We start from the raw sequence: 25,703 nt of genomic DNA on the forward strand, positions 1-25,703 counted from the left end.
CGGCCCTCTCTTTAACTGACAATGTCGATAATGTACTTACGCGTGAGCCAGCCTGAATGCAGAAACGGACTGGGTCAGAGATAAAACCTGCTCTTCAAGCGAGGCTGCTGCCGCGGCGGACTCCTGCACCAGCGCGGCATTCTGCTGAGTTACGCCGTCGATTTCAGTCACAGCTTGCTCAATCTGGCTTATCCCGCGACTCTGCTCATCGGAAGCAGTAGAGATATGTTCCATCAGGACATCAACCTGCGTCACGGAAGAAATGATTGCCGAGATGGAATCGCCTGTACGTGAGACCTGTTCGGATCCCTCCTTTATATTGGCAACAGATTCTGAAATCAGGCTTTCAATTTCCTTGGCCGCGACCGCGCTGCGCTGAGCCAGGCTGCGCACCTCGCTGGCGACTACCGCAAATCCTCGCCCCTGCTCACCGGCACGCGCTGCTTCAACGGCCGCATTGAGTGCCAGAATGTTTGTCTGGAAAGCAATGCTGTTGATGACGCCAGTGATATCCTCGATTTTCTTAGAGCTGCTGTTAATGCGCCCCATCGTTGCGATCACATCCTGCGCCACCTTTTCACCTGCACGGGCATTTTTAACTGCTTCACGTGTCAGGCCGCTGGCACGGGTGACATTCTCAGTATTTTGTTTCACGGTTGCGCCCAGTTCTTCCATGCTGGCTGCGGTTTCTGTCAGTGCCGCCGCCTGCTGTTCTGTGCGGGAAGCCAAATCAATGTTACCAGCGGAAATCTCCTGCGATGCATGGGCAACGGTATGACTGGTGTCGCGCACCTGCCCGATAATGCGGGTCAGCGACTGTCGCATATGCTCGATGGACTGCATCAGTTCTTCAATTTCGCTGCGCGAACGGGCGTTAACTGGCACAGGAGTATCGAGATATCCTTCAGCAATCTGGCGGCAATGATCGCGGGAATTCAGCAGCGGCGTCAGAACGAAGCGTTTTAGCAAAATCACCACGCCAATAATGATGATCAGGAACAACAGACCAAAGCCGATAGTCAGCGCGATACCGAATTTAAAATTGTCCTGTGCGTCATTATTGAGATTTCTGGCGTACTGTTCGTGCAGCGCCAGCACTTTATCCAGTACGATTTCATACTGGCGGTCGAGTTTTATCACTGTCGGGATCTGTGCTTTAAACCGTGCCTGGTTGCCCGCTTTAGCGGCATCGATCAGCGGCTGGATCCCGTTCTGACGATATTCCAGATAAGTGGCGCGATACGCCTGCGCCAGTTCATCCTCACCCTGCAACTTCGGTGCATTCGTGTAAGCCTGGAATGCGGCATCCGCTTTCGCGATAACGTCATTAACGCCGTCGAGCGCAGCGCCGGTTTGCTGACCATTGCTGTTCTCAATTTCCTTCATGTATTCCATGACGCGAACGCGCGAGGTACGGCTATGATTGATGGGATCAATAACGGACAAGACGACCCGGATTTCTTTGTTGACGTCATCCAGTGAATGATTACTTTGGGTCAGCAACCAGACATTGGACAGCATACTGGTGAAAAAGAGAGCGAAAAGAACCACAAGAACAAGTAAAGAGGACTTTTTAAGCGACATCGATAGATTCTCAAAACGGAGCAAGGATCTGTCTATCGGCATTTTGCTTAAAAGGTTTAATTTCCGCGTCGCCCTATCAGAAATTTAGCAGACGATGGTCGACCCGCCGTCAAATTTTTGGTCTTATTGCATCGCCGCCTTCTGCAGTGCCACGATTCAGCCACTAAACCCGCACAAACTTAAATATGTTTTTTTAACTTTTAGATGAATAAAACCCGCTATGAAATCTCTTATACCGAAACGTGAAAAGCATTTATTCTTAGAGGAAAAATCTTAATGGAATATACAATTAGGTCTCTCAAACACCATGCCCTTTTTGCTTCACACCTACAACACCCATTCTTCCCGTGAATACTCCTACAAACAAACATGAAAATTCTTATAAATTAACCTCTACCTTTAAATGAAAAAACTTTCATGAGAAAAAATAATGTCAGATATTCCCTACATTTTTCACTCTATTAATCCTAAATAATCTCCAGCTTTAAAAATATTTTCCACGACAAAATGAGGCGGGATGCCTTATCCCATGCCACCTGCATGGGCATAAGAAGAAAAATCCTATATATCAATACGATGATCTGTAAGAATTCGCCGACAAAATAGTTACATCTAGTTACACATTATGATTTTCAATGGGATCACTAATGTTTCTAAAATGCGAATGACAGGTACTTATCTGAAAATCTCCTTTCCAGATAAATTCAATACACACTGCGAAATGTTTCGATAAAATATTTTAGCTCGCTTGTGACCCTGAAGTTATTCGCACATTCTGATGCGGTATGGATGCAGTTTTATGGCAGGGTTGCCAGCTTCAATTTATTTGTCAGACACATTGGCAGCGTTTATCACTCCACAGTAAGGGATAGGCATGTCTAATAGTTTTCAGGAAGAAATACCCAAAGCCCGCGTTAATATAAAATTGGATTTGCACACCGGCGGCGCCCAGAAAAAAGTCGAATTACCTTTAAAATTAATGGTAATGGGTGACTACAGCAACGGCAAAGAAGATCGCCCTTTGTCTGAGCGTGAAAAAGTTAACATCAATAAAAATAACTTTAACAGCGTTTTGGCTGATTTCAGCCCTGCGCTGAATCTGACGGTTGAAAACACACTGGCAGGCGATCACAGCGAAGAAAACATTTCTCTGAACTTCAACGAAATGAAAGATTTTGAGCCAGAACAGGTTGCCCGTCAGATCCCACAGCTGCGCGCCATGTTGGCAATGCGCAATCTGCTGCGTGATCTCAAATCGAACCTCCTGGACAACGCGACTTTCCGCAAAGAACTCGAAACCATTCTTAAAGATCCGTCCCTGAGCAATGAGCTACGCAGTGAACTGAATGCTCTGGCTCCCAAGGCATAACGGCCTCCACTTAACGGATTAATGCGAGATAATGCTTATGTCAGTCAATACTGAAAACTCTTCTTCAAGCCAGACTACTGTTCTTGATCGTCCTGAAACGGGCACCGTGTACGCTTCGCTGTTTGATAAAATCAACCTGACGCCGGTGACTTCACTGGGCGACCTGAATGCTTTTCAGGACACCGCTGCCCTGGCCGATGTGACCGCTGACCAACGTGTGACGGCCGCTGTTCAGGTGTTTCTGGAACGTCTGAAGCAATCTGGCCAGACCGTTGAGCGTCTGGATAAAACCCTGCTCGACCATCACATTGCCGAACTGGATAATCAGATCAGCCGTCAGCTGGACGCTGTCATGCATCACCCTGATTTTCAGCGCGTGGAGTCCGGCTGGCGGGGCCTGAAGTTCCTGGTTGACCGCACCGATTTTCGTCAGAACGTCAAAATTGAAGTACTGGACGTTTCCAAAGACGATCTGCGCCAGGATTTCGAAGATTGCCCGGAAATCATTCAGAGCGGCCTGTACCGTCACACCTACATTCAGGAATATGACACACCAGGCGGCGAGCCAATCGGTTCTGTGATTTCCAACTACGAGTTTGACGCGTCGGCACAAGATATCGCGCTGCTGCGTAACATCTCGAAAGTCTCCGCTGCGGCGCACATGCCGTTCGTCGGTGCTGTTGGTCCTAAATTCTTCCTGAAAGATTCCATGGAAGAAGTGGCCGCGATTAAAGATATCGGCAACTACTTTGACCGTGCCGAATACATCAAGTGGAAATCCTTCCGTGATTCCGACGATTCCCGCTATATCGGTCTGACCATGCCACGCGTGCTGGGACGTCTGCCGTATGGCCCGGACACCGTACCGGTTCGCAGTTTCAACTATGTTGAAGAAGTGAAAGGCCCGGACCACGAAAAATATCTGTGGACCAACGCGGCGTTCGCTTTTGCTGCCAACATGGTGAAAAGCTTCATCAAAAACGGCTGGTGCGTCCAAATTCGTGGCCCGCAGGCTGGCGGTGCAGTGACTGATCTGCCAATCCACCTGTATGACCTCGGTACCGGCAATCAGGTGAAAATCCCGTCAGAAGTGATGATCCCTGAAACCCGCGAGTTTGAGTTTGCCAATCTGGGCTTCATCCCGCTGTCTTATTACAAAAACCGCGATTACTCGTGCTTCTTCTCTGCGAACTCCGCGCAGAAACCGGCGCTGTACGACACTGCTGATGCCACCGCAAACAGCCGCATCAATGCGCGTCTGCCGTACATCTTCCTGCTGTCGCGTATTGCGCATTATCTGAAGCTGATTCAGCGTGAAAACATCGGTACTACCAAAGACCGCCGTTTACTGGAACTGGAACTGAACACATGGATCCGCACGCTGGTCACTGAAATGACCGATCCGGGCGACGACCTGCAGGCTTCTCACCCGCTGCGTGACGCCAAAGTGACCGTAGAGGATATCGAAGACAACCCGGGCTTCTTCCGCGTGAAACTGTACGCCGTGCCGCACTTCCAGGTCGAAGGTATGGACGTGAATCTGTCATTGGTTTCTCAGATGCCGAAGGCTAAGGCATAAACGGAGAAACGATGAAAATTTATCGCCCGTTATGGAGCGACGGGGCCTTTTTGGCCCCGCAACAGTTCCAACAGCAAGCCCGTTGGGATTCCTTTGTTGCAGATACGGTCGCGCACATGGGGCTGGCTCATCCGTGGGGAGTTATTGAAGCCGCGTTTGACAACGGCTCGCTGGCGCTGTCTCGCCTGAATGCTCTCCGTCTGGCGGTTCGTTTTCCAGACGGAACACTGGTTGATACTGAACTGGCGGACAATCTTCCGCCAGCCTGTGATTTGTCGGCAATTGCTGACCGTGACCAGGTAGAGGTAGTGCTGGCGTTACCTTTGCTCTCCGCTAACGGTGGCAACCTCGATGATGGTCAGGACAGTGAGCGCCCGCGCCGCTGGCAACAGGAATGGGTGACAGTGCAGGAATTGTCCGGGCACGAACGGACAGAACTGGCTATTCAGCGTCATGCGGTCACGCTGCGTTTTGCCCATCAGGAAAACAGCGCGTATCTGACCTGCCCTGTCGTACGACTGGTGCGTAATGCGCAGGGTCAGTGGATGCAGGATGTTGATTTCATACCGCCAATGCTGTCGTTGTCGTCCAGCCAGGCAGTGCTGACAGAACTCGGTGATTTAATCCATCGGTTGCAGGCACGCCGCCGCCGTCTGATGGCGATGCGCCGTGAAAGCAATGAACGGATGGCTGATTTTGCAGTCGCCGATGTGTCGCTGTTCTGGCTGCTGAATGCGCTCAATAGTGCGGAACCGGTATTGATGGAACTTTATCAGACCCCGGCCCGTCATCCGGAACTGTTCTATCGTGAGCTCGTCCGTCTTGCCGGGAGTCTGCTGACGTTCTCACTGGAGCATAAAGCTGAGGATATTCCGCTATATCAGCATGACGCACCCGAAAAGGTATTCCCGCCGCTGTTCACACTTTTGGATGCCCTGCTCGAGGCCAGCCTGCCATCGCGTATGGTCGCGATTGAACTGACGCATGAAGGCCAGTTCTGGACCGGTTCCCTGCATGATCCCCGTTTGCGTGAAGGTGCTGATTTCTATCTGTCTGTACGCTCTTCGATTCCTAACCACCTGCTGCAGTCACAGTTCCCGCTGCTTTGTAAAGCAGGCAGTTTCGAGGATGTTTCTGATGTCGTGAACGTGGCGCTGAACGGTGTGGTAATGAAGGCACTGTCTCATGTCCCGGCCGCCATCCCGCTACGTCTTGAGAATCAGTATTTTGCCCTGGATCTGAACAGCCCGGCGGCCCTGACCATGCTGGACGCAGGAAACTGTGCGTTCTACACCCCCGGCTCGCTGGGTGAAATCAAACTTGAACTGTTTGCGGTGCTGCGCTCATGAGCAAAATAAATACGTCGGTCATTGATGAAGTCTTTTATCCCTGCTGGCTGATGGTCAGTCAGTTGCGTAACGGACAGGAAATAGATAACGGAGAAGCCCTCTACCACCGTGCCTGTGAATGGATTGAAAGCGCGCGTGAGTCCCTGACTCGCGCCGGTTTTAGCGAAGCCAGCTGCGACCACATGCTGTATACCCAGTGCGCATTGCTGGATGAAAGCGTGCTGAATCGCCAGAAGCAGGACAGTGGTTATACCAAGTGGATTAAAGACCCGCTTCAGGCTCGCTATTTCAATACCCTGAATGCGGGTGAGGAATTGTGGGAGCGCATCCGTAAGGTACTACAGGAACCGGCACCAGATGTCGCAGTGCTGACCTGTTTTTATCGCGCACTGACGCTCGGTTTCCTGGGACGTTATCGTGAACAAGGGGATGAGCGCAGGGAAGACGTCGTGCGCAAACTTAATCAGTTGGTTCCACCTTTCGCCTCGGCTCAGGAAATGCCCATCGTTTCACGTTCATTACGCCTGCGTTCCGGACGTAAAACCTACTGGTTCTCGTGGGTTGCGGGCATCGTGTTACTGATTGCCCTGTGGTTTGTGCTGAACACACAACTGACGCACATGGTCTCTCAGCTCACAGGAAACCACTGACGGATGCGCGGATTAACGCAATTAATACTGCTGCTTCTGGCTGCCTGCTTGTCGCTGTGGCTCATTCTGGGTTTCTGGCCGCTGGGCACGGGCAGCCGTGTGGCACTTAGCCTGCTGGTGGTTATCCTCAGCGGCGCTGTAGGTTATTTGCAGTGGCGTAAACATCATCGCGAAGTTAGTGCTCACGCACTCATTACCGGTGCAGCCCTTCCTCCTGAAGATTTTCAGGGCGCTGTGGTACTGGTCTGTGGCGACAGTGCAGCGCTGTTTTCCACATCCGTTCCTGTACGTGAAACACGTCAGGGCTGGTATCTGCCGGTCGCATTACCAGAACATCTGCCGTTGCTGGCACAACATCTGGCGGCTGAACGCCCGGCGTTGATCGCCCAGATTTCCGTTCTGCTGGCAGTTGTGCCGGAGCAACATCAGGACAAGGACGATTTCACACAAAAACTGCATGTCTGGCACCGGGCCATCGTGCAATGCAAAAGCTGGCTGGCGGGTGTTCCTCCGGTCTGGATCAGCACCTGGCTCTCGCCGCCAGTGGTATCAGCTCAGCAACCAGAACGCTGGTTCACCATCACACCCGGGCATAAAGACGTTCAGGTTCAGGAAGCCGGTTCAGGCGTTATGCCGCTCGTGGAATGGGGTCAGCAATCAGATGCACGAAACGGTCAGGAAAGATTAAGCACTGTCTTCTGGATGGAAAGCCTGTTGCCCTGGCTTGAAACTCACGTCAGCAGCATCCTTATACAGCGTCAAGGCGATGTTCCTGCCCTGACACCTTGTGTTTGGGGAGCCTGTTTTACACCTGTAACCGGCATCCCGGACAATCTGTGGCAGGTTCATATTGGCAGTATTACCACGCTGACACCTGACGTTCACAATGTGCAGGAATGCCTGCCATTGCCAGAAATACTGCTGCCTTATCTGCCACGCCGCCACGGGGTTTCCCGCCTGATGCAGGCCTGGCTGACCGCAGGTCTGTTGTGCGGAGTTTTCCTGCTTTTCGCCCTGCTTGCATCATTTGTGAATAACCAGCGGCTGGTGCAAAGCGTGGGCGATCACCTCGCCGTGTATAACCGCCTCAGCGGCACGCCCCCGTCACCTAAAACAATCGCTCAGCAGCAACTTCGTGCGGACGCCAGCTTACTGGATGAATGGTTACGCGGCGGCGCGCCGATGCGTATGTCACTGGGCTTGTATCAGGGAATGCGATTGATTGCCCCGCTCGAAGCCGCGATTAACAGCTGGACTCCCCCTCCGCCGCCACCGCCAGTGATTACGCAAATTGTTCAGGGGCCGAAAACCATCCGTTTAGACTCCTTGTCCCTGTTTGATGTGGGTAAATACGAGCTCAAAACCGGTTCCACCAAAGTGCTGATCAACGCACTGGTCGGGATTAAAGCCAAACCAGGCTGGCTGATCGTGGTCGCGGGTCATACCGATATCACCGGGGATGAAAAATCCAATCAGGTTCTGTCACTGCGACGCGCAGAGTCAGTACGTGACTGGATGCGTGACACCGGAGACGTACCGGAAAGCTGTTTTGCGGTTCAGGGCTACGGCCAAAGCCGTCCTATTGCAACAAACGATACGCCGGAAGGCCGTGCAGCTAACCGTCGTGTTGAAATCAGTCTGGTGCCGCAGGCCGACGCCTGTAAAGCAACAGCAACCCCAAATTCATCAAATGATTGATGAATGCTTAACCTAGAAATGGAGAACTACCCATGGCAATTCCTGTTTATCTGTGGCTGAAAGACGACGGCGGCGCGGACATTAAAGGCTCCGTAGACGTAAAAGATCGCGAAGGCAGTATCGAAGTCGTTGCGCAGGAACACAACCTGTACATCCCGACCGATAACAACACCGGCAAACTGACGGGTACTCGTATTCATACCCCGTTCCTGTTTACCAAAGAAATCGATTCCTCCAGCCCGTACTTGTACAAAGCGGTGACCACCGGTCAGACCCTGAAATCCGCTGAGTTCAAATGGTATCGCATCAACGACGCGGGCCAGGAAGTGGAATATTTCAACACCAAACTGGAAAACGTCAAACTGGTGAAAGTTAATCCAGAAATGTACGACATCAAAGATCAATCCAAAGAGAAACACAACCATCTCGAGCGCATTGAACTGCGTTACGAAAAAATCACCTGGACTTACAAAGACGGCAACATCATTCATTCCGATTCCTGGAACGAACGTACTACCGCGTAACACCTTTCAGCAGACGGTTCGCCGTCTGCTGATTTTGTTGTTTCCAAAACTGCCCTGACCGCCGGACGGTTTCGTAAACATCAAACAATACGGACATCGACCTTATGGGCCTGAGTTTCCCTCGTGGAAAAGGCTAAGGGCGGTAGCGTACCCAAAAAAGGAATTCAGCATGGAACAGCAGTCAGCCGTCTTACTTCGTCGCCTCAATCCGTATTGCGCTAAAGCGCTGGAAGCCGCCGCGACCTTGTGTCAGACACGCGCACACGCAGAAATCACCGTTGAGCACTGGTTGCTGAAATTGCTGGAGCTTGGCGAAGGTGACCTTACCGTGCTGGCCCGCCGCTACGAATGGGATATGGACGCATTGTGGCAAAGTCTGCTCCAGCATCTTGATGCCCTGCCGCGCACGGTTCACACCCGTCCGCAGCTGTCCGGTGAGTTACAATCGCTGATGAAATCCGCCTGGCTGGCGGCGTCCCTGCAGGACGATAACGAGAACGTGCGCAGCGTAAACCTGCTGGAAGCGCTGATCGCCAAACCTAAATTGCTGCATTGTGAAGGCTTGTGGCCACTGTTCAGCCTGAGCGAAGAACACATCCGCCGCCTGAAACCGATGCTGGATGCCATTTCGGAAGAGCGCCCAGAGTTACAACAGCAGGAAGGTCTGAACCGCACACCTTCCACGCTTTCTGATAATCCGGCCAGCCCGCAATTGGACTCGCATGCAGGCAGCCAGTCTTTAAGTGAAGCGTTACAGGCCGCGTTGGATAAATTCACGCTGGATGTCACCGCTAAAGCGAAAGCCGGACAAATTGATCCGGTGTTTAGCCGCGATAATGAGATCCGCCAGATGGTGGATATTCTCTCCCGCCGTCGCAAAAACAACCCGATTTTAGTCGGTGAGCCGGGTGTCGGTAAAACAGCACTGGTGGAAGGTCTGGCGCTGCGCATCAGCGAAGGCAACGTGCCGGACAGCCTGAAAACGGTCAGCCTGCGTACCTTAGATCTCGGACTGTTACAGGCCGGAGCCGGTGTGAAAGGCGAGTTCGAACAACGCCTGAAAAACGTCATTGACGCCGTTCAGCAGTCGCCTACGCCGGTTCTGCTGTTTATCGATGAAGCGCACACCATTATTGGTGCCGGTAATCAGGCCGGTGGCGCCGACGCCGCTAACCTGCTCAAGCCCGCGCTCGCCCGTGGCGAATTGCGTACCATCGCCGCGACCACCTGGGCTGAGTACAAACAGTATTTTGAGCGTGACGCCGCCCTTGAGCGCCGTTTCCAGATAGTGAAAGTTGATGAGCCGGATGACGAGATGGCCAGTCTGATGCTGCGCGGCCTGAAATCCCGCTACGCGCAGCACCACGGCGTGCACATCACCGATGAAGCGGTCAAAGCCGCCGTCAGCCTTTCCCGCCGCTACATCACCGGTCGCCAGCTGCCGGACAAAGCCGTTGACCTGCTTGATACCGCGTCCGCCCGTGTACGCATGAGCCTTGATACCTTGCCGGAAGAACTGACCCGCCTTAAAGCGCAGCTCAGTGCGCTGGAGATGGAAGAACAAGCATTACTGGAAGATATCGCTCTCGGCAGCCAGACCCATGGCGAGCGTCTGGAAAAAATAGGCCAGCTGGACAGCGAACTAAATACACAGCTTTCCGCACTCGAAACTCAGTACGAAGCCGAAAAAGACCTGACACAGCAGCTGCTGGAAGTGCGTCAGGACATCAGCCGTCAGGGAGATATTCATGCGCTGCAATCCCAGCTGGCTAAGTTACAGGGTAACGCCCCGCTGCTGTCTCTTGACGTGGATGTGCGCACTGTCGCCACCGTCATTGCCGACTGGACCGGCGTGCCCCTGACCAGCCTGCTGAAAGACGAACAGACTGACCTGTTGCAGCTGGAAAACCATCTGGGCAAACGTGTCGTCGGGCAGGACCATGCGCTGACGGATATGGCACAACGCCTGCGCGCCGCCAAAACCGGTCTGACTTCCGAGAACGGCCCGCTGGGTGTATTCCTGCTGGTCGGCCCGAGCGGCGTGGGTAAAACCGAGACGGCTCTGGCGCTGGCCGATTCTCTGTTTGGTGGCGAAAAATCACTGATTACCATCAACCTCAGCGAATACCAGGAAGCGCATACCGTTTCGCAGCTGAAAGGCTCGCCTCCGGGCTACGTCGGCTACGGTCAGGGCGGTATTCTCACCGAAGCCGTGCGTAAACGTCCGTACAGCGTCGTTCTGCTCGATGAAGTGGAAAAAGCTCACCGTGATGTTATCAACCTGTTCTATCAGGTGTTTGACCGTGGCTTTATGCGCGACGGCGAAGGCCGCGAAATCGACTTCCGTAACACCGTGATCCTGATGACTGCCAATCTCGGCAGCGACCACATCATGCAGTTGCTGGATGAGCAACCGGAAGCCACCGACGGCGAGTTACAGGAAATGCTGCGCCCTATCCTGCGTGATCACTTCCAGCCCGCGCTGCTCGCCCGTTTCCAGACGCTGATTTATAAACCGCTGAACGCCGTGGCGCTGCGCACCATCGTTGAGATGAAACTGGCACAAGTCGCCAAACGCCTGAACAAACATTACGGCCTGCGCTGCACCATCGAAGAAAGCCTGTTCGACACGCTGGTCGCCGCCTGCCTGCTGCCGGACACCGGCGCGCGCAACATCGACAGCCTGCTCAATCAGCAGATACTGCCGGTACTGAGCCAGCAACTGCTACAGCGCATGGCTGGACAACAGCGTACAACTTCGCTGGCATTAGGTTGGGATGAAGAAGAAGGGATCGCGCTGGAGTTTGGGGGTTAGTGGTTCAACATTACCTGACTATAAATTTGGCTACCCGCTGAAAGTGCGGGGAAGGTACCCAATGCTAATAGTTTATTTCCCAGGGGCATTACATCAATGGATACAGTTGAACAACTTAACGGTACTTATTTTTTTGATGGATTAAATAACCTGACAGCCTATGAATTGTTGTTTTGGATATTGGTGGATGAAACTGAAAATCAATTGGGGATTAAGGATATCATTGGCGTGGCCTCTGTGATCCTGGGTAATAATAGTGTCGACGTGCCAGGAAAACCCATTACAGCAACAAAAGGGACGTCGCATGCATCGCTTTTTTTCCGTAAACACCTCAGCTATAAATTCCAAAAACGCATTCTGCCTACACTGACAAAAAAATCCTTTTCAATAAGAGGGGTAAAGATATTTTGGGTTAATAATCTGGGTGCATTTGCAGGGAGAGCAGTTCCCGTTTTAGGCTGGATCATACTGGCAACTGATGTAGCAACGATAAGCTTCAAAACCGTCAGCAAATATAACACCATCGCGCGACCGGAGGATAAAATCTGGTGAATATGACAATTGAAGACAGAGTCAGAGAATTCGTCAAAGCCGACCTGCCGCTGGTTACTAGCCTGTTTATGAAGAAAATTGTCCCTGACGATGACTTCCCGTTACAGAATCTACATGAGGCAGATGATGTTGCCGAGATGGCAGGTAATTTTTTTTCATATTTTAATGTTCAACCTGCCGGCTTTTCTCTAAATAACTATTACCCATGGAAAGTAAAGTCCGTTTTTTCACGAAATGAAATTAATAAAAATAAAATGCCATTAACGATCAGGATGTTTATTGAATCAGCAAAAGCTGGATATTGGTTATATGATTGAAAAAACGAATTAAATAATCATTTCCCTCTTCAAATAAACCTGTCAGCCGTTAATTAGCTATGGTGTATGCAACCCCATGGAATGCAGGTTGTTACCACGGAGTAAGCCCATGAGTCTTCTTGATACGCTTCAAAACACACTTACAGCAATCACTGAAACGACCCTGAATCGTTACCGTCTTAATATTCCTTCCTGTCAGTCTCCTCTGGATGTAGAAGATTTTGTAGGAACGGAAGCGATAAGTGAGTTGTATTGCTACACCATCCACTTCACCAGTACCGACAAGGATATTGATGCGAACCAACTGCTGCGAAAACCAGCCAGTTTGACGATGGGCACGGGTATTCTCCAAAGCCTGTCAGAGCAGAAGGTGGTGCATGGTGTAGTAACAACTTTTGAACGGCTCAGCGGTTCAGAAGACCAGACCGTATACCAGATAACGCTATCCCCTTTCCTGGCACTGCTGCAAAACCAATTCCGTACCCACCGCTTCTTTGTCAATAAATCGGTACCTGAAGTGGTGGAACAGATACTTCAGGAACATGGCCTCAAGGACTGGGAATACGAGTTCGCTTTAAAGCAAACCTACCTAAAACGTGAACAGATAAACCAGTATCAGGAAAACGACCTGGCGTTTATAGAGCGGTTGCTCTCAGAGCTGGGAATATTTTATTTCTTCACCCTGCAGCCGGATACCCAGACCGAAGTAGTGCATTTTGCTGATAAGCAGAGTGCGTATGAATTTGGGAAGACTCTGCCATTAAACAGCCCGTCCGGAATGAGTGACAGTGGTGCAGAGTCAGTTTGGGGAGTCAGTGTTCAGCACAATGTGGCACAAGCAAGTGTTACCGCCAAAGACTACAACCACCGTGAAGCCCAGAAGGTTCTTCAGTCCGCCAGAGCGGATATCACCCGAAGTGATGGCGAAGGTGTCACCTATGGAGATGTCTATCACTACAAGCCACGCCATCTGGATACCGGCGACAAAACCGACCCGGCAGCAGAAACTGCCAACTTTCTGGCGCGCCTTGACCATGAACGTTTTCTTTCGTCACAGACTCTCATTATCGGCTCAGCTAATGATGCCACCCTCAGCCCAGGGCAACAGCTGACAATAACTGAAACCGTCATCATCCCGACACTTCCCACAGTAATACACAACGGTATCGTCATCACGTCGACCTTCTTCAGTGCCAGCCGTAAGGATGCGTTAGTCGTAAATTGGATGGCCATCCCCTACAGCGAAACCTTTTGCTGGCGTCCGGCATTACTTCCGCGCCCAAAAGTCAGCGGCACCATGATGGCACGCGTCACCAGCGCGAAATCAAACGATATCTACGCCTGGCAGGATGCTACGGGGTTATACCGTGTCAAATTCGATGCTGACCAGGATGATAAAGTGCAAGGACAGGAAAGCATGCCCGTCCGTCTTGCCAAACCTTATGGCGGCGATGTGTACGGTATCCACTTCCCACTGATCCAGGGCACGGAAGTGGCGATAGCCTTCCACGACGGTGACCCGGACCGCCCCTATATCGCCCACGCCCTGCACGACTCACGTCATGTCGATCATGTGACGGAAGCCAATAATAGCCGCAACGTTATCCGCACCCCGGCGAATAACAAGCTGCGTATGGAAGATAAACGTGGCGAAGAGCATATAAAACTCAGTACGGAATACGGCGGCAAAACCCAGCTGAACCTTGGGCATAACGTCGATGCTAACAAAGCACAGCGCGGTGAAGGGTTTGAGCTGAGAACGGATAAATGGGGTGCGATACGCGGCGGTAAGGGTATATTTATCACGGCGGAACAGGCCGGTGTCAGTAATCAGATGCTGGATATGGACGCTGCCATTGCACAACTTGAAAATGCCCTGTCGCTGGCGAAAAGTATGTCAAAGGCCGCCGCAATAGCGAAGACCGAGCAAGCCGAAAATGGCAGTCAGGAGACACTGAATAAATCGCTGGAACAACTTACGGCGCCAGGGATCCTCATGCATGCTCCTGAAGGGGTGGGTATTGTCAGCCCAAAAGCGGTGCGACTAGCTTCAGGCAGTGAAAGTGTCGGAGTCATGTCAGGTGATAATACCGATATCAGTGCCGGCAAAAACTTTACGGTAGCAGCAGGAGAAACCGTTAGTCTGTTTGCTCAATCACAAGGGATGAAACTGATTGCAGGTCAAGGAAAAATGGATATCCAGGCACAAGGGGATGCGCTGTCAGCGTTGGCTAAAACTAATGTCGATATTACCAGCGTAGAAGGTACTGTCACTGTGGCAGCTGCAAAGGAGTTGATACTGACATGTGGTGGTGCATATATAAAATTCAGTGGTGGGAACATTGAACTGGGAGCTCCAAATAATATTCTTTTGAAAACAACGAATGTACAAAAGATGGGAGCAGCAAGTCTCAATAAACCGTTACCGCAATTGCCAGCAGCATACAGTGGGAAATTTACCGCAATATCAGATACAGGTACCCCATTAGCTATGCAAAATTATCTAATAACTCTCGCCAGTGGCCAGCAAGTCTTTGGTAGTACAAACGCCAGTGGTGAAACAATTCCTGTCAGCTCTACACAGGCGGGTGAAGATTTTGGAATAGAAATTCTAGCCGATGATTTCTGGTACGACAGCGCAATGGTCGTCGAACGGGCACATTATACTAATATTGAAGATGCATCTCATCATGGCCAAGATTGCCAATGTGACGATTGTGAGGGTTGTGAAAATGATTAATAAAGTTAGATATACCGGCGTATGCTCCCTGCTTGTTTTAGTTTCGTTAAACAGTTTTGCAGATAATAGTTGGGCAAGTCGTGAGGCACATATGCAATGTGGCCCTGCATTGATTAAGATAAGTGCCGAATGTAAAAACGCCCCTAACGACTCAACAATTAATACATGCAAAAATTACAACATTTATATAACCAAAGATAATAAAATCACTTCATATAAGTTACCCTACATGCCAGAGAGTCAAAGAAAATCACTGATAAAGCAAGGGTATGAATTTAACGAGGTAGTTAAAGCCGGTGATTGGGCCTCTCAAACAATGAGCTGTTTTGATAATCAATATATTATAATTGGTTATACAACAGGGATAACTGAAGATGATGAAGTCGATTCATCATTAGCATCCACTGTACAGGCCCCATTTTTTAATCTAAATGGAGACTTTATCACTGGAAATATAGAAAACTCTTTAAGACTAAAAGTCCGAAAGCATTCCGCTGGAGATGTATATGCAAACTTCTTGAATAAATCCAATTGAGAAATAAATATGAATCTATATGAATGTTTACATGCTAAAAAAGGTTATGCATACAAATCAGATCAAGTAGTAAGTGACTCACTAATAAATACCTACCCTAACATAGATACCACTCGCAAGCTCAGGGGGAATAGCAGGGTAACTGGTGATGTAGATATAAATATTCAAAATAACATCATTGACATGCTAGTCAGTATTTCTGCGAGGTACTTACTTAATTATAAAGAAGTTGCATATATATTACTGACTGCTAAAGTTGAATCAGGATTCAATCCAGATGCGGCAGCTGGTACAACTACAGCAGGTGGTCTTGCTCAAGGAACCGTAGGTTTTATAAATGATGCAAAAAATAACTCGAAAGAAATACTTGGCTTTACACTTGACCTCAATGGGGAGAGCATTTTTGATGCAGAGAAAGGGTGTTATGCGCTAGTTTATTCCTTTCTACTTAATAAAAAAAAGGTATCAACACATTACTCTACGAGTCAACTTGATTATTGGATGTGGTTATATTTACTACACCATGATGGTGCATACAGCCTCGGCAAGTATATTGATGGAAAACATAAAATATCAAAGGATGGGAGGAAGTGGGCTGATTATATTATTGAGAAATTACCTTTGGTGGAAGGCTTGCTGAAATCCAACCCGGTCAGCACCTCATTCAAACTATCAACTGGCGATGATACTCCCATTGCAAACAAAGAGTATGTAGCAACTATCTCTTTGGCCCAGAATACATCTTGTCCAAGTATTGTTTCCACTATGAATAACCCATTAATATTCTTTCAAGGGAAAACAGATGGTGAAGGAAAGACTGAAGCGATTAAAGCACTTGCCGGCGCTGAAATAGTCTTTACTATTTTGAAAGATAACTATAAGAAGTTAGCTATGTCTGGAAGTGCTGACTCATCACATCAGCCGAAGACAGAGAAAAGCAAAAAACAGAAACCCAAGCTTTCAGAAGTAGGGCCAAGTAGTGGTACGACATATACAGTGAAATCAGGTGACACGCTATCTGCAATTTCAAAAATGCACAGCACTACCATTAATGACTTAGTTAAACTAAATGGCTTACCTAATGCTAACGTACTTCATATCGGGCAAGTCTTGAAGTTATCAACGCAAAAAAATAATGACACTGAAAGCCAACTCAGCATTAATTATATCAGTCGCTACATCCCTAAAGAAGTAAAGCAGGCTATAATTAAACATCTTGGAATTGATAATGGCAACGCACATGCAGCTATATCTTATTCAAGGAGTCATATTGCTCTTCCTTCAGGGAGTATTTCAGCAGATATTGATAAAAATAAAAATGTAGTGCATATCAAGACAACAACAAAGCCTGAAGCAGTTAAGAAAAAACAACAGCCTCCTGAAAAACATAAAACTGATGATAAAGGAACAGCCAAACCAACAACCGTGAAAGATGACTTTGAACCCGTCCTTATTTTTGTTAAAGGACAAGCAGATGAAAAGAGAGTTAGTGACAAATCTAAAAACATCCTAAAGAGTCTAGCAAAAGAGTCAGGCGCTCACATTCTTTACATAACAAGTACTTTAAGAACTCCTGAAGAACAAGCACAAGCAATGTATACAAATATCCGCACCAGAGGAGTGGAGTCCCAACATTACTATGCTAAAAATGGTCGCATGGTTGTAGATGCAGGCGTTGCTGCTGGTATTGAGGATAAAGATGCCGCATTGGATGCCATGATAAAAAAAATAAAAAACCTCCAAGATATGAATGAAATAGTGTCACGACACTGTGTTAGTGAGGATATGTACTCAAAAAAAAATGTAATGGATATTAGTAAAACCAGATTGGGTTCACTCGGGAGAACTCTCGATAAAGTCATAAAGGAACACATAAAGAAAAACAAAGAATTAAAATACATTAGCCCATACGGTCACGCTGGAGAACCAGCTATTCACATAGAGATTGAACAATGAAAAAAATAACAATTATCGTCCTGGCGTCATTAGGATTTCCATATTATGCAAACGCTGAGAAACCGAGCGACGGCCTTTATTACTCATATTGGAATTACAAGTCAGATGGAAAAATAAAGGAGTATTCCGTACTAAAAAACAAACCAGAGAAAGTAAGCAATAAATATATTTTATCAAAACCAGGAAAGTATGGCGGAGATGACGAGATATATATAGACATAAAAAATGGAGCACCTACGCTATACTATTCACATGCTAATAATGAAAGCCAAAGCATTACACGTGGATGGGCCGACGCTCGTTTTGTGGATAATGAAATTATTATTTCAGCAAGCACTATAATCACAACATCTATAAAGGACGACATGAAAATCAGTAAGGATAATTTTGTAGGAGACCAGTTTCCTGGAAAAAAAATCCCTTTAGAAAGGAATGAAATAGTTCCATTTGAAACGATAAACAGTAATTCCTTTAAAGTTGATTGTAATAAATACCTGGATATAAATAACTATAGGGGTGGTGATATACCTGACTATAATGAGAGTATATCTGGCGACAAAAATCTACGCCAAAGTTACGGCGGGACTGTTTTTATAAATGGAGAGCAATTATGCGCTTTATTTCTGGATGACGATATTGCACCAGAAATTAAAAATGGTTGGATTTCATTCAAGAAAATAAACTAAATATCTTCGATATAAGCAAAAACTTCTCAACAAAAAGTAGCATTAGAAAATCTTTTGACAAAGCATTGACGGATTATGCTAAAAACAATGATGAATTAAAATACATAAGCCCATTTTTACACAGTGGTGAACCAGCATTCCACGTGGAGATTGAACAGTGAAATTCCTATTTATTACTTTGGCTTTTTTCTTCTCTTATGGTTGTAATGCTCAGACTCTACATTTTGAAGATGGTCTTTATCATGCCGATTGGGTATATGGCGAGACTGACAATTACAAAACAAGTTCATTAATTTCAAGCAAACCAGATAAAATAGGAAGTAGCTATTACTTCTTAAACAAGACCAATGACGAATCCAACGATGAAATATACATGTCAGTTGTAAGTGGAGATGTGTTATTTTTCTATAAACATGACGAAATAGAAGGTGGACCTTCTATTGGATGAGCTAATACAACATTAAGTGATAACAAACTGGCCATTGACTCACTCACAGTGAAAAATTCCCATGATGGTACAGATGGTGATACTGATAAAAATATAAAATATAAAATATAAAATAGGCGTTAAATTCACTGGAAACAACCGACCAACAAAAGAGAAAGAAATCATTCCATTACTACAACTAGCCCCTGACAAATTTAAAGTAGACTGCGCATCTTATTTTAATGAAAATATGAAAGCAAACAATTCAAAACCGCCTAAAGATGACCCAATGAAAGATTACAGCAAGAAAGTCATGATTAATAACAATGGATTGTGTAATTTAATCTTGAGTAACAAAAAAGACGAAAAAATAGAAAATGGCTGGATTTTATTCAAAAAAATAGAATGAATATAGAATTCCGCCCATAAATCGCCGTTGTTATTTTCCCCTCCCACCTTTCTAGATATTTTCAAGGTTCAATTTATGCCCAAAGGCTTCGTACTTCTCGGCGATAAAACCACCCACGGTGGTTCAGTGATATCAGCCTCATCAACCATGGTTGTTAATGGCAAAAAAGTCGCGCTGGTTGGCGATCAGATCAGTTGCCCGGTACAGGGTCATGGCACCAATCAAATCGTTGAAGGTTCACCAGAATGGTCTTCTGACGGTAAAGCCGTGGTGGTCGATGGCTGCCGTTGTCAGTGCGGCTGCCAGGTCATCTCCGGCGCACCGGATTGTGTAATAGGATAAATCATGGGCTGGGAACGTCAAAAACCCTTTACCACTGAACAACCTTCGCCGCCCTCTTCCGGTGGCTGGTTAATCAGCGGTGTGCTGGCAGTGATTGCCGGTGTGTTGTTATTCGTGTTACATGCGTCAGGGACGCTGAGTGTCCTGAAAGTCATCAATATCTGGTTATTTGCTCTGTTACCCGTTGTGCTCTGGATCCTGATTTTCAGCACCTGTGGTTATCTTTATGGCCGCAAAATGGAGCGTTTCCAGTTCTTCCAGCGCGAAGCTGAACACGCCCAGCAACAATGGACAGCCTGGGCAGAACGTTACATCGCAATTTCTGCGAGTTGCGTCATGCTGCCGGACAGTATTTCTGCAGCCTTGTTACAACAAAGCTTGAGAGGACTCACTCAGCAGCAGGGGCTGGTACGTCGGATTGATCATCTGAAAGGCAATCAGGCGGTGATGAATGCATTGCTGCAGGGCATTCAGGGTGCCTTGCAAAATCTACCAGCGGAATTAGCACTTCAGGTCACGGTATTAACCGATGAACCTGAATCTGGCAGGCAAAAATTATACGCCCTGTTTGATGAGTGCTGGCAGGTGCATGCGCCTGCAAACCTGCGACCCTCATCGCTGAACATCACCGACCGACTGCCTTTCCAGTTTCTTGATGAAAGGCTCGGCCAGCCTGAATCTACGGTCCAGCTGATTTTGGTGATGCAAATGAACGGGGATACCCGTTATTCGGACGGCCTGGCTGCGTTGCTGTTCACCACTGATGATGTCGCGAAAAAGCATACTTTGCACCACCCCGTCAGGGTGCTGCGTCCTATGCCACTTGATGTCAGTGATCTCAGCGAAGAACTGACGTTACTCCTTACGACACAAACTCAGGCTTGCCAGACCATTAGCGTCCTTGGCGATCACCAGAAATGGACGGAATCCTCTGCCACGCTTATCAGCACAGGCAATGCGCTGGGCACCCGGTGGCAGGCAGAAAACATTCTGACAATCGAAACATATTGCGGCATTCAGGGGCCTTTCTCGCCGTGGTTTACCCTCGCACTGGGGGCTGATTTTGTTCACATCGGACAACAATCATGGTTAGCGCTTTCCACAACAGGAGCAGAAAATTTTGTTTACACCATCACATCAGGGAGTGGGGATGAGCGTATTAAGTAGGCTCTGGCGCATCGGGGGCCTGACGGTTCTGCTACTGGCGGTGCTCAGCCTCATCGGATGGGCTATCTGGCAACACGGTGAAATGATAGGCCTCGACACGACCGCTAAAAAAGTCATGGTATTCCTTCTGGTCTGCGTGCTGGGAATAGCGCTGCGCTTTGGCCCCGCGCTGTTGCGTCTGGTACGCCAGGTCATGCACCGCAAAGAAGAAAAGCAGCAGAACATTCTGCCGGGAAGTGAACCACGTCTGGAACAAACGCCACCGCGCCACGTCACGATTGCCGAACTCCGCGAAGCCCTGCGCCAGACCTACGGTCGCTTCTGGCCACGCAAAGTGCGCATTCTGCTGCTCACCGGCAGCGCTGCTGATGTTGAGCAACTGACGCCCGGCCTCACTTCCCAATACTGGCAGGAAGACGCGGGGACCGTGTTGTTGTGGGGAGGCGATTTGGGCGCGCAGGCAGACAGCGCATGGCTTAACGCATTGCGCAATCTTCGCCGCCGCCCGCTGGATGGCGTAATTTGGGTGACATCTGCGCTGGCGCAACATACCGTGAACGGTCAGTTGCAGACTCAGACACCTCTCACTGCCGACATGATGGACAGTGCAGCGAAGGCATTTTCAGTTCGGTTTGATCTGCTGGGATGGCGGCTGCCGCTCTATGTGTGGTCACTGCATACCGCGGGCGATGATAAAGCGCGTATCACACAACCCGTTGGCTGCCTGCTGCCTGCCGCGTGCAAACCCGATGAACTGAAATCACAATTAACCGCACTGGTGCCAACGTTAATCGAACAAGGCACGCAGCAGATCAGCGCCAGCACACGCAATCAGTTTCTGTTGCAGCTTGCTGAGCAGCTGGCACAGGCGCCGGGCTTTATTGCTGAACCCATTGCGGCATTACTGAATCCTTACCGCCCTGCTCCTCTGGCGGGCATCATATTCAGCCCGGCATCGGTGGATGCAAAACGCAGTGTGAAGCACCACTGGGGCAAAGATAACCGCTGGGATATTTTGCTGGGGTCACTGCCGTCCTTACCCGCAGGACTGACGGCGAAAAAACTCGGGTTCGCCTGGGGTAAAACCTTCAGCATGATTGCTGCGGGTTTAATGGTGTTATGGGGTGCGGGAATGGTCATGTCCTTCCTGGTTAACCGCCAGATGATTAACACCAGCGAATCGCAGGTTAAACAGGCTGCTGATGAGAAGCAAACGCTTCCTGTACGACTCAAAGCCCAGCGCGATTTGCAGCAAACACTCGATAAGCTGCAGTATCGTCAGCAGCAAACGCCGTGGTACAGCCGGTTCGGGCTGAATCAGAATGACCCGTTACTCAGTGCCCTTTGGCCACATTATGCCGCCAGCGCCATCCCTCTGTTGCGTGACGCTGCCGCTTTGCACCTGACAAACAGGCTGAACACCTTCGCAGGGCTTCCTCCGGCAGATCCGCGCAGGGACGCGCTGGTGAAGTCTGCTTATGATCAGTTAAAACTTTATCTGATGCTGTCACGTCCGGAGAAAATGGACGCAGCCTGGTTCAGTAAAACGCTGCTGGCTGACTGGCCGCAGCGCCAGCAAGTACCGGATGGTGTCTGGCAAGGTGAAGGTCCTGCCCTGCTGGATTTTTACGCCGGTAACCTTCCCCGTCATCCTGAATGGAAACTTTCTGCTGATGAAAATCTGGTCAGCCAGGTTCGGACTTTGCTGGTCCGTCTGATGGGTGCACGCAACAGTGAATCCTCGCTGTACCAGAAAATGCTGCGACAGGTCGCTAACCAGTATGCGGATATGACCCTGTCCGATATGGCGGGCGATACCGATGCAGAAAGGATATTTACTACGGATGCCGTCGTACCGGGCATGTTTACCCGCAAAGCCTGGGAAGAAGCTGTCAAACCGGCCATTGAGAAAGTGGTCAATGGCCGACGTGAAGAAATGGATTGGGTGCTGAGTGACAACAAAACCGCCGTGTTAGAGCAAGACTCGCCGGAAGCACTGCAGGCGCGCCTGAAAGAACGTTACTTCGCAGATTTCTCCTCAAGCTGGCTGGATTTCCTGAACAGTCTGCACTGGCAACAGGCGCAAACATTATCAGACGCTATTGATCAGCTGACCCTGATGGCTGACGTGCGTCAGTCGCCGCTGGTGGCGCTGATGAACACCCTGAGCATACAAGGCAAAACCGGTCAGAGCGGAGAAGCACTGTCTGACTCACTGGTAAAATCGGCTAAAAATCTCTTAAACCGTGATGAACAACCCGCCATCGATCAGCAGGCTGGCGCGCAGGGGCCGCTGGATGCCACTTTCGGTCCGGTTCTGGCGTTAATGGATAACAAAGCAGGTGGCCAAAGTAATACCAATCTCAGTCTGCAAACCTTCCTGACCCGCGTCACGCAGGTACGCCTGAAACTCCAGCAGGTCGTCAATGCCGCCGACCCGCAGGCCATGACGCAGACGCTGGCGCAAACGGTATTTCAGGGCAAAGCCGTGGATCTTACTGAAACCCGTGATTACGGCAGTCTGGTGGCGGCAAGTCTGGGTCAGGAATGGAGCGGATTCGGGCAGACGATATTTGTTCAACCGATGGAACAGGCGTGGCAACAGGTACTGGCACCCGCAGCTGAGAGCCTTAACGCTCAATGGCAGACGGCAATTGTCGATGACTGGAACAGTGCATTCGGCGGGCGTTATCCGTTAAAAAATACCGGCAGCGAAGTCTCACTTCCGCTGATGGCCCGCTATCTCAACAGTGACAGCGGCCGCATCGCCCGCTTCCTGCAAACCCGCCTCAACGGCGTACTGCATAAAGAAGGCAGTCACTGGGTGCCGGACAGCATTAATGCACAGGGGCTGACGTTCAGCCCTGCATTCCTAAAAGCCATGGATACCCTGAGTTACCTTTCCGATGTGGTATTCACCAACGGCGAGGCGGGTATGCATTTTGAGCTGCGTCCGGGCACGGCCAAAGATGTCATGCAAACGGATCTGGTGATCGACAACCAGAAGCTCAGCTACTACAACCAGCTACCATCGTGGAAGCGCTTCACCTGGCCGAATGATACCGAAGCACCGGGTGCCAGCCTGAGCTGGATAAGCACACAGGCCGGCACGCGTCAATTTGCTGATTTGCCGGGCGCATGGGGGCTGATCCGGTTGCTCGATAAAGCTACTGTGACGCCTTATCAGGGCATAAGCAGCAGTTTTAATATCACCTGGAAAGCGCCGGACGGCCGGCTACTCCATTACACCCTGCGCACCGAGGCTGGTGAAGGTCCGCTGGCGTTACTGAGATTGCGAGACTTCACCCTACCCGCACAGATTTTCCAGGTTCAGGCTGTACCGGCTGCTCCTGCAGATAAACCCTTTGACCCCGACGCTATCGCTGAGGAGCCGTAATGGCCACATTATTGACACTGCAAAACGCGTGTTCTTGCGGGACTGCGTCTTTGTTAGAACAGGCACAACAGCAAGCCTCGCTTTGGGATAACTGGCTTCAGCCGGTCACGCCACAAATGCCTGCCGGGGAAGATCCAGGGTATGACGATAACTTCCAGCAAATGCGCGAAGAGGTTAACAAACTGTCGGGCGCGGATACGTCCCTGACCTGCGAACTGGCCGAAAACCTGCTCATTGCGCACTGCAAGGACGTCCGCGTTGCTACCTATTACATCTGGGCGCGACTGCATCGCGACGGTGAAGCCGGACTGGCCGATGGCCTTTCCCTGCTGGCCGGACTGATTTCCCGTTTTGGCGAAACCCTGCATCCGCTGCGTTCTACCAGCCGTAAAGCCTCGCTGGAGTGGCTGGCAGGTTCGCGCGTGCTCGACAGCCTGTCGCTGTTCCCGGAAGTGGATAAGACGGATTTTTCCCGCATCGTCGGCGCGCTGTCGCTGATTGAACAGGGATTAAATTCGTGGGAATCCTCTTCCCGCCCGCAGTTTGGGGCACTTTATTCCGCGCTGGAAAACAGGCTTGCGCAGTCCGGTGGTTTCGATGCGGTTATCCCACAAAACAGCAGTGCGGCGTCAACCGGCCAGACGTCAAATTCGTCGGCAGATTCCCCGACGCTTAAGCCGGTGATTTCAGGGCGTGACCTGCTGGATCAGGCAAAACTGCTGGCGAAATACCTGCGTGATCAGCCATCAGGCTGGCTTTCGGGTCATCATCTGATGAAAAGCATCCGGCTGGATACCCTGCATGAGCTCCCCCCGCTGGCTGCCGACGGGCGTACCCGTTTGTCGCCACCAAAACCGGAACACCGCGCCCTGCTCAAACGTCTTTACCTGCAACAAAGCTGGCTGGAGCTGCTGGAGCAAACCGACAGCCTGTTTGCTCAGGGCGTCAATCATCTGTGGCTGGATCTGCAATGGTATACCCATCAGGCGCTGGTCAAAGCGGGCGCACCTTTTGAGAGCTGGGCAGACATCATCAAGCAGGATCTGAGCGGTTTACTGACTCGCCTGCCGGGCCTCGAAGGTCTGGCCTTCAGCGATGGAACGCCGTTCGCCGATGAGGTCACGCTGAACTGGATTAACCAGCAGGTGATGACGTCTTCCGGCAGCTGGGGCAACGAACCTTCCGCATCAGCAACGACGGCGGGTGATGACGATATCCTGCAACTGGAACCGGAAGCGCTGGCGCAGGCCGACAGCGGCGGCGTGGAAGCGGCGCTGAACTGGTTGCAGAACCGCCCCGGTACCCGCACACCTCGCCATCAATGGTTGCTGCGCCTGCTGATGGCGCGCGTTGCCGAGCAATACGGCAAAAATGACATGGCGCTGCATCTGCTCGGTGAACTGGATGGCAACGGCTCGACGCTCACCCTCACACAGTGGGAACCCGAACTGTTGTTTGAAGTGAAAGCCCGACGCCTGAAACTGCTGCGTATGAAAGCCAGCCGCGCAGACAGCGATAAATCCCGTCTGTACGGGGAAATGGAACATCTGCTGGCCGGACTCATCGCCCTCGACCCGGCACGTGCTGCAGTGCTGTGTGGCTAACGC

Annotated in this window: 20 protein-coding genes; 19 read left to right on the forward strand and 1 reads right to left on the reverse strand. The window is 50.0% G+C overall.

Going from position 1 to position 25,703, the window contains the following annotated elements; all coding sequences use genetic code 11:
• Window positions 1–36: 36 nt before the first annotated feature.
• On the reverse strand, window positions 37–1,584 hold the full coding sequence (locus D6C13_RS08155) for a methyl-accepting chemotaxis protein (RefSeq protein ID WP_120132285.1): 1,548 nt from the start codon (window positions 1,582–1,584) through the stop codon (window positions 37–39).
• Window positions 1,585–2,458: 874 nt separating this feature from the next.
• On the opposite strand from D6C13_RS08155, the gene tssB reads away from it, so the two are divergent.
• The 19 genes from tssB (at window position 2,459) to tssA (ending at window position 25,700) form a co-directional block, all read left to right on the forward strand.
• On the forward strand, window positions 2,459–2,953 hold the full coding sequence (gene tssB, locus D6C13_RS08160; protein WP_120132286.1) for a type VI secretion system contractile sheath small subunit: 495 nt from the start codon (window positions 2,459–2,461) through the stop codon (window positions 2,951–2,953).
• A 31-nt stretch (window positions 2,954–2,984) separates the two neighbouring features.
• Window positions 2,985–4,532 carry a type VI secretion system contractile sheath large subunit gene (gene tssC, locus D6C13_RS08165; protein WP_120132287.1) on the forward strand — a complete coding sequence of 516 codons (1,548 nt, stop codon included), beginning with the start codon at window positions 2,985–2,987 and terminating at the stop codon, window positions 4,530–4,532.
• A gap of 11 nt (window positions 4,533–4,543) precedes the next feature.
• Complete coding sequence (gene tssK / locus D6C13_RS08170; protein ID WP_120132288.1) at window positions 4,544–5,881, forward strand: type VI secretion system baseplate subunit TssK; 1,338 nt, start codon at window positions 4,544–4,546, stop codon at window positions 5,879–5,881.
• Window positions 5,878–6,531 carry a type VI secretion system protein TssL, short form gene (tssL, locus tag D6C13_RS08175; protein WP_120132289.1) on the forward strand — a complete coding sequence of 218 codons (654 nt, stop codon included), beginning with the start codon at window positions 5,878–5,880 and terminating at the stop codon, window positions 6,529–6,531. Before tssK ends, tssL begins: the two co-directional genes overlap by 4 nt.
• 3 nt (window positions 6,532–6,534) lie before the next feature.
• Window positions 6,535–8,229 carry an OmpA family protein gene (locus D6C13_RS08180; RefSeq protein ID WP_120132290.1) on the forward strand — a complete coding sequence of 565 codons (1,695 nt, stop codon included), beginning with the start codon at window positions 6,535–6,537 and terminating at the stop codon, window positions 8,227–8,229.
• 32 nt (window positions 8,230–8,261) lie between these two features.
• Window positions 8,262–8,753, forward strand: coding sequence for an Hcp family type VI secretion system effector (locus D6C13_RS08185; protein WP_120132291.1), 492 nt, complete (start codon window positions 8,262–8,264; stop codon window positions 8,751–8,753).
• Window positions 8,754–8,922: 169 nt separating this feature from the next.
• A complete protein-coding gene (gene tssH, locus D6C13_RS08190; RefSeq protein WP_120132292.1) occupies window positions 8,923–11,568 on the forward strand; it encodes a type VI secretion system ATPase TssH in 2,646 nt (881 codons plus the stop codon).
• Between the two features lie 96 nt (window positions 11,569–11,664).
• On the forward strand, window positions 11,665–12,120 hold the full coding sequence (locus tag D6C13_RS08195) for an STM2901 family protein (RefSeq protein WP_120132293.1): 456 nt from the start codon (window positions 11,665–11,667) through the stop codon (window positions 12,118–12,120).
• A gap of 2 nt (window positions 12,121–12,122) precedes the next feature.
• Entirely contained in the window at window positions 12,123–12,437 is a 315-nt protein-coding gene (locus D6C13_RS08200) for a DUF1493 family protein (RefSeq protein ID WP_120132294.1), read from the forward strand.
• A gap of 109 nt (window positions 12,438–12,546) precedes the next feature.
• Window positions 12,547–15,177, forward strand: a complete 2,631-nt coding sequence (locus D6C13_RS08205; protein WP_120132295.1) for a type VI secretion system Vgr family protein — start codon at window positions 12,547–12,549, stop codon at window positions 15,175–15,177.
• The gene (locus D6C13_RS08210) at window positions 15,170–15,712 is read left to right on the forward strand and encodes a hypothetical protein (protein WP_120132296.1); all 543 of its coding nucleotides are present in this window, start codon (window positions 15,170–15,172) and stop codon (window positions 15,710–15,712) included. The genes D6C13_RS08205 and D6C13_RS08210 overlap by 8 nt, the downstream gene beginning before the upstream one ends.
• Window positions 15,713–15,721: 9 nt before the next feature.
• On the forward strand, window positions 15,722–17,668 hold the full coding sequence (locus D6C13_RS08215) for a LysM peptidoglycan-binding domain-containing protein (RefSeq protein ID WP_120132297.1): 1,947 nt from the start codon (window positions 15,722–15,724) through the stop codon (window positions 17,666–17,668).
• Window positions 17,665–18,354 (forward strand): hypothetical protein, encoded by a 690-nt coding sequence (locus D6C13_RS08220; protein ID WP_120132298.1) that lies wholly within the window; start codon window positions 17,665–17,667, stop codon window positions 18,352–18,354. Before D6C13_RS08215 ends, D6C13_RS08220 begins: the two co-directional genes overlap by 4 nt.
• 157 nt (window positions 18,355–18,511) lie before the next feature.
• Window positions 18,512–18,802 (forward strand): hypothetical protein, encoded by a 291-nt coding sequence (locus tag D6C13_RS25465; RefSeq protein ID WP_147408177.1) that lies wholly within the window; start codon window positions 18,512–18,514, stop codon window positions 18,800–18,802.
• Between the two features lie 229 nt (window positions 18,803–19,031).
• On the forward strand, window positions 19,032–19,190 hold the full coding sequence (locus D6C13_RS25615; protein WP_167457999.1) for a hypothetical protein: 159 nt from the start codon (window positions 19,032–19,034) through the stop codon (window positions 19,188–19,190).
• 75 nt (window positions 19,191–19,265) lie between these two features.
• Complete coding sequence (locus D6C13_RS08225) at window positions 19,266–19,532, forward strand: PAAR domain-containing protein (protein ID WP_120132299.1); 267 nt, start codon at window positions 19,266–19,268, stop codon at window positions 19,530–19,532.
• Window positions 19,533–19,535: 3 nt separating this feature from the next.
• Window positions 19,536–20,699 (forward strand): type VI secretion protein, encoded by a 1,164-nt coding sequence (locus D6C13_RS08230; protein ID WP_120132300.1) that lies wholly within the window; start codon window positions 19,536–19,538, stop codon window positions 20,697–20,699.
• Complete coding sequence (locus tag D6C13_RS08235; protein ID WP_120132301.1) at window positions 20,683–24,096, forward strand: ImcF-related family protein; 3,414 nt, start codon at window positions 20,683–20,685, stop codon at window positions 24,094–24,096. The genes D6C13_RS08230 and D6C13_RS08235 overlap by 17 nt, the downstream gene beginning before the upstream one ends.
• Window positions 24,096–25,700, forward strand: coding sequence for a type VI secretion system protein TssA (tssA, locus tag D6C13_RS08240; RefSeq protein WP_120132302.1), 1,605 nt, complete (start codon window positions 24,096–24,098; stop codon window positions 25,698–25,700). Before D6C13_RS08235 ends, tssA begins: the two co-directional genes overlap by 1 nt.
• Window positions 25,701–25,703: the final 3 nt, after the last annotated feature.

Source organism: Rahnella woolbedingensis, from assembly GCF_003602095.1.
Lineage (GTDB): Bacteria > Pseudomonadota > Gammaproteobacteria > Enterobacterales > Enterobacteriaceae > Rahnella > Rahnella woolbedingensis.

Coding starts and splice junctions, on each gene's coding strand:
- D6C13_RS08220 (WP_120132298.1), top strand. CDS start 17,665: ATGAAAAAAATAACAATTATCGTCCTGGCGTCATTAGGATTTCCATAT.
- tssB (WP_120132286.1), top strand. CDS start 2,459: ATGTCTAATAGTTTTCAGGAAGAAATACCCAAAGCCCGCGTTAATATA.
- tssA (WP_120132302.1), top strand. CDS start 24,096: ATGGCCACATTATTGACACTGCAAAACGCGTGTTCTTGCGGGACTGCG.
- D6C13_RS08185 (WP_120132291.1), top strand. CDS start 8,262: ATGGCAATTCCTGTTTATCTGTGGCTGAAAGACGACGGCGGCGCGGAC.
- D6C13_RS08195 (WP_120132293.1), top strand. CDS start 11,665: ATGGATACAGTTGAACAACTTAACGGTACTTATTTTTTTGATGGATTA.
- tssH (WP_120132292.1), top strand. CDS start 8,923: ATGGAACAGCAGTCAGCCGTCTTACTTCGTCGCCTCAATCCGTATTGC.
- D6C13_RS08155 (WP_120132285.1), bottom strand. CDS start 1,584: ATGTCGCTTAAAAAGTCCTCTTTACTTGTTCTTGTGGTTCTTTTCGCT.
- D6C13_RS25615 (WP_167457999.1), top strand. CDS start 19,032: ATGAAAGCAAACAATTCAAAACCGCCTAAAGATGACCCAATGAAAGAT.
- D6C13_RS08225 (WP_120132299.1), top strand. CDS start 19,266: ATGCCCAAAGGCTTCGTACTTCTCGGCGATAAAACCACCCACGGTGGT.
- D6C13_RS08200 (WP_120132294.1), top strand. CDS start 12,123: ATGACAATTGAAGACAGAGTCAGAGAATTCGTCAAAGCCGACCTGCCG.
- D6C13_RS08210 (WP_120132296.1), top strand. CDS start 15,170: ATGATTAATAAAGTTAGATATACCGGCGTATGCTCCCTGCTTGTTTTA.
- tssL (WP_120132289.1), top strand. CDS start 5,878: ATGAGCAAAATAAATACGTCGGTCATTGATGAAGTCTTTTATCCCTGC.
- D6C13_RS08215 (WP_120132297.1), top strand. CDS start 15,722: ATGAATCTATATGAATGTTTACATGCTAAAAAAGGTTATGCATACAAA.
- D6C13_RS08230 (WP_120132300.1), top strand. CDS start 19,536: ATGGGCTGGGAACGTCAAAAACCCTTTACCACTGAACAACCTTCGCCG.
- D6C13_RS08180 (WP_120132290.1), top strand. CDS start 6,535: ATGCGCGGATTAACGCAATTAATACTGCTGCTTCTGGCTGCCTGCTTG.
- D6C13_RS08235 (WP_120132301.1), top strand. CDS start 20,683: ATGAGCGTATTAAGTAGGCTCTGGCGCATCGGGGGCCTGACGGTTCTG.
- tssK (WP_120132288.1), top strand. CDS start 4,544: ATGAAAATTTATCGCCCGTTATGGAGCGACGGGGCCTTTTTGGCCCCG.
- tssC (WP_120132287.1), top strand. CDS start 2,985: ATGCTTATGTCAGTCAATACTGAAAACTCTTCTTCAAGCCAGACTACT.
- D6C13_RS08205 (WP_120132295.1), top strand. CDS start 12,547: ATGAGTCTTCTTGATACGCTTCAAAACACACTTACAGCAATCACTGAA.